Annotated in this window: 7 protein-coding genes and 2 pseudogenes; 6 read left to right on the forward strand and 3 right to left on the reverse strand. The window is 57.5% G+C overall.

The annotated features are described in order from the left end of the window. Positions 1 to 454: 454 nt before the first annotated feature. Positions 455 to 1075, reverse strand: a complete 621-nt coding sequence (locus tag I6F20_RS35240; protein ID WP_225130665.1) for a helix-turn-helix domain-containing protein — start codon at positions 1073 to 1075, stop codon at positions 455 to 457. 240 nt (positions 1076 to 1315) lie between these two features. Here I6F20_RS35240 and I6F20_RS35245 point away from each other — a divergent pair, with 240 nt between their 5' ends. The 4 genes and pseudogenes from I6F20_RS35245 to I6F20_RS35260 form a co-directional block, all read left to right on the forward strand. Beyond that, positions 1316 to 3802, forward strand: a complete 2487-nt coding sequence (locus I6F20_RS35245) for a GcvT family protein (RefSeq protein WP_225130667.1) — start codon at positions 1316 to 1318, stop codon at positions 3800 to 3802. A gap of 12 nt (positions 3803 to 3814) precedes the next feature. After that, positions 3815 to 4747: a formyltetrahydrofolate deformylase gene (gene purU / locus I6F20_RS35250; protein WP_225130669.1), complete on the forward strand. Its 933-nt coding sequence runs from the start codon at positions 3815 to 3817 to the stop codon at positions 4745 to 4747. A gap of 25 nt (positions 4748 to 4772) precedes the next feature. After that, positions 4773 to 5693 (forward strand): bifunctional methylenetetrahydrofolate dehydrogenase/methenyltetrahydrofolate cyclohydrolase FolD, encoded by a 921-nt coding sequence (gene folD, locus I6F20_RS35255; RefSeq protein WP_225130725.1) that lies wholly within the window; start codon positions 4773 to 4775, stop codon positions 5691 to 5693. Positions 5694 to 6726: 1033 nt separating this feature from the next. Then, positions 6727 to 7746 (forward strand): annotated as a pseudogene (locus I6F20_RS35260) (IS481 family transposase); the annotation flags it as partial. A gap of 131 nt (positions 7747 to 7877) precedes the next feature. Here I6F20_RS35260 and I6F20_RS35265 read toward each other — a convergent pair. Then, positions 7878 to 9416, reverse strand: coding sequence for an acyl-CoA synthetase (locus tag I6F20_RS35265; protein ID WP_225130671.1), 1539 nt, complete (start codon positions 9414 to 9416; stop codon positions 7878 to 7880). 1245 nt (positions 9417 to 10661) lie between these two features. Next, positions 10662 to 11630, reverse strand: a complete 969-nt coding sequence (locus I6F20_RS35270) for an NAD(P)H-dependent flavin oxidoreductase (RefSeq protein WP_463671686.1) — start codon at positions 11628 to 11630, stop codon at positions 10662 to 10664. A 930-nt stretch (positions 11631 to 12560) separates the two neighbouring features. Between I6F20_RS35270 and I6F20_RS35275 the strand changes: the two genes are divergently transcribed. Then, positions 12561 to 12872 carry a hypothetical protein gene (locus I6F20_RS35275; RefSeq protein ID WP_225130676.1) on the forward strand — a complete coding sequence of 104 codons (312 nt, stop codon included), beginning with the start codon at positions 12561 to 12563 and terminating at the stop codon, positions 12870 to 12872. Between the two features lie 667 nt (positions 12873 to 13539). After that, positions 13540 to 14916, forward strand: a pseudogene (locus tag I6F20_RS38545) (aspartate aminotransferase family protein). The last annotated feature ends 129 nt before the right edge of the window (positions 14917 to 15045 follow it).

Genomic DNA, 15045 nt, shown 5'->3' on the forward strand with positions numbered 1-15045 from the left:
GCATCCTTTTTAGGACGGAGTGTCCATTTCGTTTCGTGGCGCCGATCATTGCCAATGGCGAGGACTGTCGTCGGTTATAGAAAAGGTTCTCGCGGAGGCAGGTTTGCCGCCCCGGCGAGGGAGATGCTTCGCTAACAGGCACCGCTTCATTAGGGCAGATCGCCAGCCCGTTTAAGCGGGTCCATTTCTCTTACGAAGCAGCGCGACCTGGTGTAGCTTCTATCGTATGCCCCGGTCGCTCCGGAGCGAATGCAGCGGTCGCGATCATCAATTCAAGGAAGCTGCGCGACTAGGTGACGACGACCCGACCCTACGCCGTTTTCTTGCCCGGTTGTTTGCAACGGCGGCAGAGGCGGCAACGATTGGTCTCTATGCTCCTTCGAGATGATATCTGTATGGGGTCATCTGATTGCAGCTCGAGCCATTCTCGGATCTCCGCTTATCGACAGCGTGTCTAATAGTGCGGCGGGGTAATGACCCAAACCACTTTAGCTGGCACCGTTCCGGGATTTGCGCAGCGATGTTGCAAGGTGCTGCTAAAGGAGAAGCTGTCTCCTTCTTCAAGCTGAAACAGCTTGCCGTCGACCCACAGGTTCAGTTGCCCAGCAATCACAATCCCCGCCTCGTTGCCGTCGTGGCTGTATTCTTCGCTGTCGGCCCCCGGTTCAATCGTACTCAAGAGCAGCTCTAGAGGGCCAGCGAGGTTAGGCGAGAGAAGCTCCTCGGCGATCCCGAGGCCGGTGAATGTCAATCGGCGGCGGTGCGCTTTACGAACGACGATGTCTCGTTCGCCCGGCGCCGCCTGCATGTTCCCGTTGAAGAACCAATTCATATGTACGCCAAGAGCGTCGCTCAGCTTCTTCAGAACACCGATGGGCAGCTTCGATTGATTTCGTTCGACTTGGCTCAAATAGCCGACCGAAATGCCGGCGGCCTGAGCAAGCTGGGTCAGCGTCAGCTTCTTGATCTTCCGAAGTTCGCGGATCTGGCTACCGACGGCAGCCTCCAAATCCATTCCGCTTTTTGTTTCAGAGGCCGCCCATTCCTCAGCTGTGCGTATCGGTCTAATCGCCATGGGCTCTCTCGTCCTTCAATGCGGGCGGCGTGCCGCGACCAGCCGCCTGTAGCCACAAGCCACCATTCAAACCGCCAGATTGGGCTCAATCCATTTGGAGCGCCTGCAACATGAGCTCCCGACTACCCGATTCCTTATAGAAGCCACAACATCGAAAAAAAACTCCAGATGTGAAAAATCTATTCACCTCTGTGAAAAAATATGCAATATTTTCACGAAAGATCGTTAGGAGCTTTAGGTGTGACGGATCTCCCGAAGTCGGCCCAAGTCGTCATTGTTGGCGGCGGTATCATGGGCTGCAGTCTTGCCTACCATCTTACTCTTCGTGGGTGGACGGATGTCGTTTTACTCGAACGTAAGCAGCTTACGTCGGGAACGACGTGGCACGCCGCCGGGCTGGTAGGCCAACTCGGAGCAACCCACAACCTGACGCGGTTGGCCCAATACACGACCGAACTCTATGATCAGCTCGAGAGAGAAACAGGTCAAAACACCGGCTACCGTCAGATCGGATCGTTGGCGATTGCAAGTCATCAGGAGCGATTTGAGGAGTTGAAGCGCGGGGCCTCAATGGCTCGTTGTTTTGGGCTGGAAGTAAATATCTTGACTGCTAAGGAGGCGGCCGATCTTTGGCCGTTGATGGTGACCGAAGATGTTGTGGGTGCGGTCCATCTTCCGAAGGATGGTCAGACCAATCCAGTGGACACGACGCATGCGCTCGCAAAGGGTGCCAAGAGTCGTGGGGCGAAGATATTTGAGGGCACGGCTGTAACCGAGATCATGACCGAACGCGGTCGTGCTGTCGGTGTTCGCACCAAGGACAGCGAAATCGCTGCCGAATTTGTGGTCAATTGTGCGGGCATGTGGGCGCGGGACCTCGGTGCAGCCGCGGGGGCGATCGTCCCACTTCACGCAGCCGAACACTTCTATATCGTCACTGAGCCGGTGCCTGACATAAAAAAGCACCTTCCCGTGCTGCGGGACGCGGACGCCTGCACGTATTTCAAGGAAGATGCCGGCAAGCTGCTGGTCGGCTGGTTCGAACCGGTTGCAAAGCCCTGGGGGATGGAAGGCATTCCCGAGAGTTTCGAGTTCGATACGTTGCCGGATGATTTCGATCACATCGAGCCGCTGCTTGAGGGAGCGATCCGTCGCGTTCCCATACTGGCAAAGACGGGAATCCAGTTGTTCTTCAACGGACCGGAGAGTTTCACCCCGGACGATCGCTATATGCTGGGCGAGACGCCAGAGGTGCGAAATCTCTTTGTGGCGGCAGGCTTCAATTCCATCGGTATTCGTTCGGCCGGCGGAGCAGGCAGAGTTCTCGCCGACTGGATTGTCGATGGTCATCCGCCGATGGACCTGTGGGACGTCGACATACGGCGCGTCATGCCTTTTCAATCCAATCGTCTTTATCTACGGGATCGAACGGTCGAGTCGCTTGGCTTGCTGTACGCGATGCACTGGCCGTTCCGGCAGGCGGAGAGGGCGAGAGGAGTCCGGCGTTCGTCGCTACATGACCGCTTGCTCTCGCGGGGGGCTTGCTTCGGTGAGGTCGCGGGCTTCGAACGGCCCAATTGGTATGCGCCAAAGGGGCGCGAGCCCAAATATGAATATAGCTTCGGGCGGCAAAACTGGTTCGACTATTCCGCGGCGGAGCATCGCGCGGTTCGCGAGAACGTCGGACTGTTCGACCAATCCTCTTTCGCCAAATTCGTTTTCGACGGCGATGATGCCGAGCACATTCTCAATCAAATTTGCGCAAACAACGTCTCAGTTCCGATCGGCCGCATCGTCTATACTCAGTGGCTGAACGAGCGGGGGGGCATTGAAGCAGATGTGACGATCACCCGTGAAGGCGAAAAGCGCTTCCTCATCGTTACTGCGGTCGCCACCCAAGTCAGGGATTTCGCCTGGTTGAAGCGCAATATTCCAGAAGGTGCCCGGGCGCTGGCCGTCGACGTCAGTTCGGCCTACGCCGTCCTGGGCGTTATGGGTCCGAAGTCTAGAAGTTTGCTGAGCAAGCTGACGGATGCCGATCTGTCGAACGGAGCGTTTCCATTTGCCAGCTCGAAGATCATCGATCTTGGTTATGCCAAGGTGAGGGCGAGCCGTATCACCTATGTCGGCGAACTGGGATGGGAATTGTATGTGCCGACTGAGTTCGTCCAGGGTGTATTCGACGTTCTTGTCGAAGAGGGGGCTTCATTCGACATGCGTCTCGCCGGCTACCATGCGATGAACTCGTTGCGGATGGAGAAAGGATATCGGCACTGGGGCCACGACATCACCGACGAAGTTACCCCGCTGGAGGCCGGGCTCGGCTTTGCAGTTGCTTGGTCGAAGCCGCAAGGATTCATTGGGCGCGATGCGTTGCTGCGTCAAAAGGAGGTGGGCCTCAAACGCAAGATGATCCACATGGCAGTCGAGGATCCCGCACTAATGCTCTACCACAATGAACCGATTTGGCATGACGGTCGGCTCGTTGGGCGCATCACGTCCGGCATGTACGGTCACAGCATTGGAGCTTCTCTTGGTCTGGGATACGTCGAGAATCCCGACGGCGGAGGAGTTGATGCGGCCTTCTTGCAGAGCGGAAGATTGGAGATTGAGGTTTCCGGCGTGCGTGTGCCCGCACGTGCGTCGTTGCGCGCGTTCTATGATCCGGCGAACAATCGGGTGAAGGACGTCGAAGGTGCCGTTACCGTGTCCGCGGCGGCTTCCTGATCGGTGCGTGTCATGTCTGAAATCAACACGGCACCCATCAAAATCCCCGATGCAGGGAGTTCGTCTGTCTTCCTCTCGTCAAAAGAACGAGCAGATCGTCCCGATTTCGTCCTGACATTTTCCTGCCCGGACCGGACCGGCATTGTCCACGCCGTCTCCGGTTTCCTCGCGACCCATGGATGCAACATCAGAGACAGCGCTCAGTTCTCCGATCGCAGCGTCGGCAAACTTTTCATGCGCATCTCTTTCGACGCGCTCGCTGAGACCGGAACCTCACGCTTACAGTCGGAGTTTGCCGAGGTCGGAAAGTTGTTTGACATGACGTGGCAATTGCATGATTTCGGGTTGAAGCCACGGCTCATGATTATGGTCTCGCGGGCGGGGCACTGCTTGAACGATCTTCTGTTTAAGTATTCCACCCGAATGCTCGATGTCGAGATTCCGTTGATCGTTTCGAACCATAAGGATTTTTTCCGCCTTGCTGCGTCCTACGACATTCCTTTCCATCACCTGCCGATCACCGCCGATACAAAGCTGGCGCAAGAGGCAAAACTGATGGATCTGGTCGAGCGGGAACGCATCGACTTGATCGTTTTGGCTCGATACATGCAGGTCTTGTCGGATGGGGTCTGCCAGAAGATGTCTGGGCGGGTCATCAATATCCATCATTCGTTCCTGCCGAGTTTCAAGGGAGCGCGGCCGTATCATCAGGCCCAGGCAAGAGGCGTGAAGTTGATCGGTGCGACGGCGCACTACGTCACGGCGGACCTAGATGAGGGGCCTATCATCGAGCAAGACGTCCTGCGCGTTGATCACTCCCTCACGCCGGAGCAACTCTCGGCAGTCGGACGTGACGTCGAGGCCGCGGTATTGACGCGAGCCGTAAAGTTCCACGCGGAGAACCGGGTCTTGTTGAACGGCGATCGCACAGTGGTATTTGGATGAGCATTTTGATGCGGTCAAACACGAAATGAGCGCAGTGGTGATCGACGGTACTGCCGCGGCCAGGCAGCTTCACGCCGTGTTGCGTGGTGCCGTTCTAGATCTCGTGGAGCGTGGGGTGACGCCTGGCCTTGCGGTCGTGCTTGTGGGCGATGATCCCGCGAGTTCGGTTTACGTTCGCAACAAGGTGCGAAAATCGGTCGAAGCGGAATTGCGCTCGTTTCATCACAGATTACCCGCCTCAACCAGCGAAAGTGATATTCTGGCGCTGATCACACGCCTGAACGGCGCCGAAGACGTTGACGGCATTCTCGTTCAACTGCCGCTACCCTCTCACATTGACGCCCAGAAGGTGACTGCCGCCATTGATCCAGAGAAGGACGTTGACGGTTTTCATCCCACTAATGTGGGCAACCTGTCGCTCAGCGCCTCCGCTTTGATCCCCTGCACGCCACTCGGCTGTATGCTCTTGATCAAGAGCGTCCGTAAGGATCTTACAGGACTTTCTGCGGTCATCGTTGGTCGTTCAAACATAGTCGGAAAGCCGCTGGCACAACTCCTGTTACGAGAAAACTGCACGGTTACTATAGCCCACTCCAAGACCGAGGATCTGCCATCGGTCTGTCGTGGCGCAGACATCCTGGTTGTGGCGGCCGGACGGGCGAGATTCGTTCGTGGCGATTGGATCAAGCCTGGTGCAATCGTTATCGACGTTGGCATCAATCGCATAGGAGGCGATGGCAATGAGCAATTGGTTGGCGATGTGGATTTCGAGGGCGCGCGCACTGTTGCCGGCGCACTGACACCCGTCCCGGGCGGTGTGGGCCCGATGACCATTGCGTGCCTGCTCAGAAATACGATCGAGGCTGCCTGTCGCCGCCGGGGTGTTTCTTCGCCGCTTGACCATAGCGCACTAGGCGCCGGAGCCCCTCCGCCACTCCTGCGTTGATTGAACTGCGCGTAAGGCAGAAGCATTCGACCTAAGCAATGGTGATGGCGAGCCCAATTGAGCAAGATCTCTGTCAGGGAAGGATCTCGATGGATCGCATCCGATCTTCATTTAAAGCTAGGGTGACGCGGTTGCCTGAGATGCGCGTGCTGCGTTCGGCGGCTTGCCCGGCGCCGCGGCTCGAGGTCTACGACGAGCATGGCATGCAGGGCTTTAGCTAGTCTCAAGCACGTAAGGAAGACAACGCGATGAAAGTCACCGGTGATCCGCCTGAGCCGGATCGCGCGGACCCGAGCGAAGATGCATTGGCAGCTGATCTGCCGGGTTCCTACTGGTAAACTTGCTGCCCGCTGCCGGCTACACGCGCAACGGGGACGATACCGCTGTTAACATATACCGCCGCCGGCGACCGCCTGGTGCAGTTGAGAAGGGACCCGAGGATTTGACGTTAAGTCTGTCAGGGTCACGTGTCGGATGCGCGAGAGGCAAACTCGTCGGTCTTTGAGGAACATCGTGAAGCTCGCCAAACCCTTAAGGAGTAGTTGATGGCTTGGCTTGGTCATGGCCGCGGGGCAGCTTCGCGAGCCAGTCGAGCATAATTGACCTGCTGAGCCGCGACCGGTTGGCGGTTCAGCGTCTGTCGTTCTTCGGCGCGCCCACTCAGTTGCGGACTTGGCCACAGACGCCCCAAAGCAATCCCCGCATAGAGGCTAACCGGCCAACGAGAACACTCGGCGTCTTCACCCAGCGGGTCGTCATCAAAATGTCCTTGTCCCCAAAAGGGGGACTCCGAAAGATGGTTTTCGGAACGGTTGACAAGGGCCGTAGGAGATGAACTTGCCGCGATCCGAACGCTCCGCGTAGAGCATCGCAGCTGGCCGAAAGACCCCATGCGGGCGCAACATCTGTAGAAGTTTCGACTTAATCTGACGGCGAGGTTTGAACTGGCAGGGAATGGAGCTGCGGGCGAGCAGGAGCGCTCACCCAAAGGGCGCTCCCGCGCAGCCCGCAGCGTCTCACAGGAGACGTTCCCATGACCCAGGAACAGAAGGTCATTCGCGCGAAAGTCGGAATGCTGGAATCGGCCAAGCAGCTTGGCAACGTTAGCCAAGCTTGCCGGATGATGGGCTATAGCCGCGACAGCTTCTACCGGTTCAAGGAACTTTACGACAAGGGCGGCGAGCTGGCGCTGATTGAGATCAGCCGCAAGAAACCGATCCTGAAGAACCGTATCGCGCCGCAGGTCGAGGCGGCCGTCGTTGAGCTGGCGATCGACCAGCCGGCCTGGGGCCAGGTGCGGGTCAGCAATGAGCTCAGGAGCCGCGGCCTGTCGATCTCCCCGTTCGGCGTGCGGACGGTGTGGCTGCGTCACGACCTCGCCAACGTCAAGAAGCGGCTGACGGCGCTGGAGGCCAGGATGGCCCAGGACGGCCTGGTGCTGACCGAGGCCCAGCTCGTTGCGTTGGAAAAGGCCAAGTCCGAGAAGGAGGCGCACGGCGAGTTCGAGAGCGAGTGCCCCGGCTATTGTAGTGCGCAGGCACCTTCTATGTCGGCAACATGAAGGGGGTCGGGCGGATCGATCAGCAGACCTTCATTGACACCTACAGCAAGGTGGCGTTAGCCAAGCTGTATGATCGCAAGACGCCGATCACGGCGGCCGAGCTGTTGAATGACCGCGTGGTACCGTTCTTCGATGCGCGGGGCATCGCGCTGAACCGGATCCTGACCGACCGCGGCACCGAGTATTACGGCAATCCGGAGCATCACGAATACGAGCTCTACCCCGCCGTCGAGGACATCGATCACACCCGCACCAAGACGAAAAGCCCACAGACCAACGGCATTGTCGAGCGCTTCCACCGCACCGTGCTCGAGGAGTTCTATCGCGTCGCGTTCCGCAAGAAGATCTATCCGAGCATTACTGCGTTGCAGAGCGATCTCGATGAGTGGATCACCGCCTATAATGAGTTACGCCCGCATCAGGGGCGCTGGTGCTACGGCAAGACGCCGAATGCAAACCTTGCTTGACGCAAGTGCTCTGTCGAGAGCGAAATTGTTGCCGGTCGGACATGAAATCTTTGTCGGACACCTGCCGCGACAAAGCACCCACTGTCAGATCAAGTCCCTTCTTTTACACAACATCGGTTCTTGCAAGGCTGACTTTTGCCGCCGCTTTTCTATCCCTCAAATTCTTCTTCCTGACTGCTCCCAATAAGGATCCCGCAGCTGCCTCTTGAAGATCTTGCCTGAGTCTTCGCGCGGCAGGCGGGTCCGGATCTCGATCTCCCTGGGAACCTTGTAGTCGGCCAAGACCGTCTTCAGCTTCTCGCGTATGTCCAGGACATTAAGCATAGTCCCGGGTTGCGGTTCGACCACTGCCATGAGTGCCTCGCCAAATTCCGCATCGGGAATGCCAAACACTGCGCAGTCATGCACGCCCTGCACCATGTGTAGAGCTGCTTCGATCTCGGCGGGGTAAATGTTGACCCCACCGGAAATCACTACATTGTGCAGCCGGTCACATAGGAACAGATAGCCATGCGCGTCGACAAAGCCGAGATCGCCGGAGGCGATAAAGCCTTCCTGATCCATCTCGACCAGCTTCTCGGGTCTGTTGTGATATGTGAATCGCGGGAAAGACGTGTTGCAGGAATAAATCTCTCCAACCTCCCCAGCTGGCAGTACTTGTCCGTGCACACCGACTACGCGCAGCTCGACATGGCGCAAAGGAGTGCCGACCGTTCCAGGCTTTTGCAGCCAATCCAGCGAGGTCGCAAACGTCACAGCCCCTGCTTCTGTCGAGCCGTAGAACTCATGTATGATGGGCCCCCACCATTCAATCATCCCACGCTTCACCTCCGACGGGCAGGGCGCCGCCCCATGGACGACGTGGCGCAGCGACGAAAGGTCATATTTCATTCGTACACTTTCAGGCAGCTGCATAAGGCGTACAAACATGGTTGGCACCATGAGAATAGTGTCAATCTTCTCTGCTTCTATCAGGCGTAACAACTCCTCAGGTTCGAAACGAGGCATCAGCACCAGCGCGCCGCCCCGGCGGCTGAACCAGATTCCAAAGAAGTTCGGTGCGGAGTGGTAAAGCGGTCCTGGGACGAGCGCGCGAGCGCCCGGCCCATAAAGGATCGCGCGTATATCCTCCAATCCCGCGGCCTGCTCGCCGGTTGGTGGGACGCGACGTACCCCTTTGGGATGCCCCGTGGTGCCCGACGTATAGATCATTGTCGTCGGCTGGGCTGCAGGCAAAGCCGCGCACGACGGCTGATCCGCAATCCACCTTTCGAAATCGCGTGCGAACCCCGGCATCGCGAGAAGCGCGGGATGGATATTGTAAGCAGCTATCAATTCCGGCGGCGTCGCTATACTCAGAACCAACTTGTTTGAGGCGTCACGTTCCAGTTGATGCAAAAGGTCTGCATGGCCTATCAGCACCTGCGCGCCGGAGTCGGCCACAATGTACTCTATCTCTTGACGCTTGAAATGCCAGTTAACCGGTACAGCATAAGCTCCGAGCTGCATAACTCCATGCGTGACCTCCACAAATGCGATCTCATTCCGCATCAGAATGCACACGCTATCGCCTTCGCGAATGCCGAGCCGAGCAAGCCCTCCCGCGATCCGCATCGCGCGATCCGCGACATCGGAATGACTGCGCCGTCTCTCACCCGAGATGATGCCATGAAAAAGTGGGGAAGTCCCGATCATCCTATCTCTCCTCTTTAATAAGATGGGTGCCATCGAACCGCTCCGCAGGACCAAGAGGTGTGTCAGTTGCTTGGCCGAAGGAAAAGGCGCGCGCTATAGACTTCACGGTTTGAGAGACGCAGAAAGCCGGCGTCATTTCCGTGGCTGCAGTCGCGACATGACATTCACGAGATCGCCAACTCGACTAACCATCCATCCTTAACCACCTAACTGCGGCGCGGCCGCCCTTGGTGAACGCCATGCACGCTCGGGCCCGATTTGCCGCAATTTGATGCGGCGTGCCCTCTACTCTTTGGCCTCGCCCTAAACCTGCAACTTAACCTTCAACCAATATTGTTGCGCGAACTAGTCTTGTGATGTTCGCGCTCTCGATGGTCGAGCGTGTACATGACCAAACATTGAATGACATTAATGACCCGTGAAGTGACAGTGTTGAATGCCGCAAGCGAAGGGCTTAGCAATCAGACCCTGCAAGGCACTCGACTATTCGTCAAAAGGCTTCTGCATCCAGTTGGTTTCGATCCATTCGCATCAGGCCCCGTTCAACGCCCGAGAACCTATTTCGGCCAGCTCCAGCCTTGTAGTTGAGAAAGCCACATATTCTGTGACCGGCTCTGCACCAGTCGCTTTCGTCCCAGAGCACCGTTCAGGAACATTTAGTTTCCAGAGCGCTCCACTAACATTGACTCAAATGTAGCTCCGCGGCTTCAAGGCCAAGGCCCTCGAGGCCCTGTCAACCCATCTCTCCGATGGGCGATAGATAGCTGGGCACCTCAACAAGAAAGCTCCGCGAGCACATGCAGTTAGAGATCGAATGGCACCATCGCGCCGCTCTGGCGTGACGACCATAATGTGGATCACCCATGATCAGCCCTGCGAATGCCGTAATGATCGCCATGTATCTCGAGAGGCAAGACGATTGCGGCCCATGTTGAATCTATCAGTTACGAAGGAGCTGAAGACGAGGAACTTCGTGCCGACTAAAGCGGCCGACCAGTGTGCTGCGATGGTGCCGATGATCAGCTCCTTTCTCCCTGTGTTATCGCGCTACGCGCACTTCCGGCGGAACGAGGGATCATCGACACCTAAGGCGATGCTCCTGCGGAACGAGACGAATGCTCGCCTGGCGTTTCGGCGCGCTTAGCATCGAGTCCATGCGCCAGTTACGACGGATCCGTGTTTTGCGGTTGATGCTTCAATGGACTCCAAAGAGCAGATTCATGCACGCAAAGGTCTTGACCTGTATCAGACGGAGCTCGCCAAGGTCGCCCTATATTGCGCGGCGACCTGCTGCACCAGGTCGGCGGCACCCATAATCGAGAGCACGCCTGAAACGGCGTGACCAGCACTCAAGATATCGATCCACCGCCGCGGTCCTTCGCCAGAATTGCCACCAAATCTTTCTTTGGCTTGTGCTTCGGACACGGTTTCGTCGAGGGTCGACGGATCAAGGCCGGACGCGACGATTGATGGCCTTAGCATGTTGACTTGAAGCCCCGTGAAAGCCCTGGTCAGCATTACGTCGTCAAGCGTGCTATCTATCAGCATGCGTCGATAGGCACTGCTCGCCATGCTCTCAAGTGTCGCAATGAAGCTGGTTCCCATGTAGGCGAGATCACACCCGAGCAAACGTGCAGCAGCGAGGGAAACGCCGTCAGTGATGCCGCCGGCGAGTACGATTGGACCATCGAACATGGCGCGAACTGCCCGAACGAAAGCAAATGGGTTAGCCCAGCCAGTATGGCCACCAGCTCCCGCGGTAAGCAGGATCAAGCCATCCGCACCGGCTTTCACGGCGTTTTCCGCGTGGTGCAGCGATGCGACGTCGGTGAACACAAGGCAGCCAATTTCGTGCAGCGGTCCGATCGCAGCAGTCGGCGATCCCATGCTGGTTATCACAATTTCCACCTTGTGGCGTATGAGACAGGCGAGGTCATCTTTCATCCGCGCCTGACGCATTAGAAGGTTTGGGCAGTGCGGCGCGGTCACTCGGTCCCCCTTCGCGAGATCATGCTCAATGCAGGTTAGCCAATGATCGAGCTCCTCGACCGATCGCGCATTGATGGTCGGAAATGCGCCAATCGCTCCCGACCGGCAGACAGTAGTCACAAGTTCTACCCCAGAGACAGAGAACATGGGCGCAACGATCAGCGGTAGGCCAAGCCGAGATGCGATTGCAGCCGGCAATCTGCTTCCATGGGATCGTGCAATCATACTCGCTTCTAGGATCATGTTGTCTCTAGCTATTGCGTTTGCCGGACGAGGTTCCACGGACGGACGTCATAACGTTCGAAGCTTAGGCCTGCCTGAGCGAGGAGAGGCCGTCGTGCGCCTACCCTGATCGAGACAAGATCAGGGTCGTTCGAGCAAACAGGCGAGCGAAGGAGGGCGCTCGATCAGGGGAGCTAGCGAGGGCTGATAGTGCTTATGATGCATCGCGAACACCCGTAGCTCCTTGTCATCAGGCTGAAGGCTGACGTTCTCAGGTAATTCGTGACATGCGGATGCTGCTGGATCAACTGCCAAAGCAGATAGTATTGTCCGGAAGACGAGCTCCACTCTATCCCCGGATCTGCGCGATGGAGGCGCCGGAACACCTGCACAGCGCCCAAACGTCGCAAGAATTGCTCGCTCGTGGCGCTGACGGCCTGCCGCGCGACTACACGATCAGCGCATACTCGGCTGGGAACGCAAGCGCGGCGACATTGGAGCCCCCCTCTGCACTGACTAGAGTTAGTGGCGAGGCGATCTCGCAAGGCGTTTAGGATATCAGCGATCTCGCGAGATGTCTCCGATAGCCTCTGGATTGGCCATTTTCGTAGAGTGCGTAGTTGAACGTATGCTTCGGCTCGCGAACGAGACACAAAATGTTCCATTGTGCTGGCGGGACGACCAGTTTCCAAATCCGTTGCCAAGAAGACCGTCGGTCCGGTCGAATGCTAGGACGATATTCGTCAAGCGTCAGAATCATTAGACCTTGAGAGGTACCGTCATTGTTTGCGAATTCCGCACCACCTCGCGCAGTGCGGCCTTGACCCGGCCCTTTATTTTGTCGCGCAATTGCGGGCCCAACTCCCGATGGATGGCGGCGTCCGGCCCGGCGGGCAGAACGCAGACGCGCGGATAGCCGTAGCCAGCGCGGGCATGACGGATCTCCTTGAACTGATGTTCGAGGGCAGCGTGGCCGGCGCGACGGGGTTTGTAACGGTAGGTCGATCCGTCAAACGTGAGTGCCGCGCGGGTGTGGCGGATCGAGACCTGCCACTCGTTGCTGCTTCGACGACCAGCTTGCGCTTGCGGCCGGGCGTCATGCTATTTGCGGATCGCATCCTGCGGCATCCCTCGTTGAGCGACAGAGTTGCCACCAGCTTCGCCAGCTTGACGTTGTCGCCCTCGAGCAGCAGCCGCATCTCGGTTGGTAGCAGCCTGTCGTGCTTCTTCTTCCAATTAAAGTAGTCAGTCCGACTAATGCCGGCCTTGCGGCAGATCTTGGCTGCGGCGACCAGTCACGGCTCTGCTTGAGAATGAATGCCTTCTGGGCGTCGGGAATTCGAGGCCGTCAGTGTTCTTCCCCCTCCTCAGGGGGAGCCGGTGCTGGAACCCTCGCGAAAATGCCCCGTCTGCCGGCCTCAGATCGTTCTCTCCGGGCCCCGTTCGGAAATTGGGGCCTCTTGAAGGTGTTGCTGGCGATCTCACCAGAGTAGGTAGTGTCGCGATGTCCTATTGATGCGTACGGTCAGCTAGCAACTCGCCACCTGCTGTGATGCAGCTAATCTGAGGGTATCCAGCAGAGGCCGCAACATGCGGGGCGTTAATTGATGAGATCTGCGTCCCCAAGCGTTCTCTGCTGCGCATGCGCCAGGCGCACGCAAGCAAGTTCGTTACTGTGGACCCGCGGACAAAAGCAGTACCGAACCAATATCGAGAGTAGAGGAAACTCTCTGCGGCAGTTTGGCATGAGGGGCTAATCCAGTTTGATTGACGTTTTGATCGCGTGATGCGCAAATTGGTCGATAGTCCCCTTCGCATCCCCGAAGCCGAACGTCAGGGCTCAGGCGTTGTGGCATCGCTATGACTGGTGTCTGCCTACTCAGCACAACTTCAAGAAGACTATGAGGATGTCGTGAACCACAAGAAAGCAGAGTCCAATACGGCGGTTGGATTTTCGCGCGCTGGGAGGCGTTCCGACGAAAGCTTTTCCCGGGGACAAAGAGTGTTCCCCGACGGCACCTCGCGAGTTACGATTGAGCGAGATCCAACTCCGCTTTATATCGAGCGTTGGCCTGGGCAGCTATGTGCTCGATTTCGATGGCCGCCGGTTTCTGGACCTCAATCGCAACTTCACGACGTTGATCCATGGACATGCCTTCGCCCCCGTGGTGGAAGCGCTAGTTAATCAAATTCAGCGCGGCAGCTGCTTCGCAAATCCGACGGAGATCGAGATCGAACTCGCAGAACTACTCTGTGAACGCATTCCGAGGGTTGACCGCGTTCGCTTCGTGAATACCGGGACTGAGGCCGTACTATTTGCGGTCAAAGCTGCGCGGGCCTTCACCGGACGTTCGAAGATTGCCAAGATCGAGGGTGCATATCATGGTGCCTATGACTGGGTCGAAGTCAGTCAAGCGGCGACACCGGAGAACTGGGGTGACGTCATCCAGCCCAACTCGACGCCCTTCTATCGCGGGATGCCTGCAAGTGTTCTCGATGAGGTGATTGTTCTCCGCTTTAACGATGTTGAAGGCGCACATCGATTGATATAGTCGAATGCGTCTGAGCTTGCCGCCGTCATTCTGGATCCGATGCCGAGCCGCGCGGGGTTCATTGCGCCAAAGCCCGAATTCGTAGCTGCTGTGCAGGAATCGGCCCGCAAAAACGGGATTCTTGTGATTGCTGATGAGGTCCTCAATCTTAGGCAGAGCTTTCAGGGGGCTTCCGCACGTTACGGCCTTGTCCCAGACATCATCGCGATGGGCAAGATCATCGGCGGAGGTCTGCCGATTGGAGCAATCGGCGGTCGCGAGGACGTGATGAAGGTATTCGATGCACATCGGGTCGACCACTGCTTCCGCAAGGAGGTACGTTTTCTGCCAATCCACTATCCATGACAGCGGGGCTAGCCGCAATGCATCATCTGGACCATGGGTCTTTTGCTCATCTGGAGATCCTCGGGGACATCGTGCGAACAGGAATCGGTCGGGCAATCTCGAAACTGGGCGCGCCGCTCTGTGTCACTGGAGCCGCCTCACTCTTCCGCATTCATCCGGGGGCAGAAGCTCCGAGTGAATATCGCGAGATCTGTCCCACGCCCGCCGGAGAAACTCTAATGAAGGAGCTAACACGCTTCTTTGCGGAGAACGGCGTCATCCTCCCTTATGGTGCTGCTGCATCGATTTCATCACCTATGACGCGCGCCGACGCGGAGTTCATCGTCGATGTGTTCGCAGGCTTTCTCGAGAGCCGTCAAGACATGCGGGGCGCAATGAGGGTAGGCAGATGAATGGGCTATGTCGGCAGCGCATTTTGGTTTAAGCCTTTAAGAGGATCTTTCGCCTATAGTCTACCGTCCTCGACGATCCCGGTTGGTGAGGGCCGGCGATAATCAGCTGGGATAGTCGGGTGGTAATCG

It is taken from the genome of Bradyrhizobium sp. IC3123, from assembly GCF_020193625.1.
GTDB lineage: Bacteria > Pseudomonadota > Alphaproteobacteria > Rhizobiales > Xanthobacteraceae > Bradyrhizobium > Bradyrhizobium yuanmingense.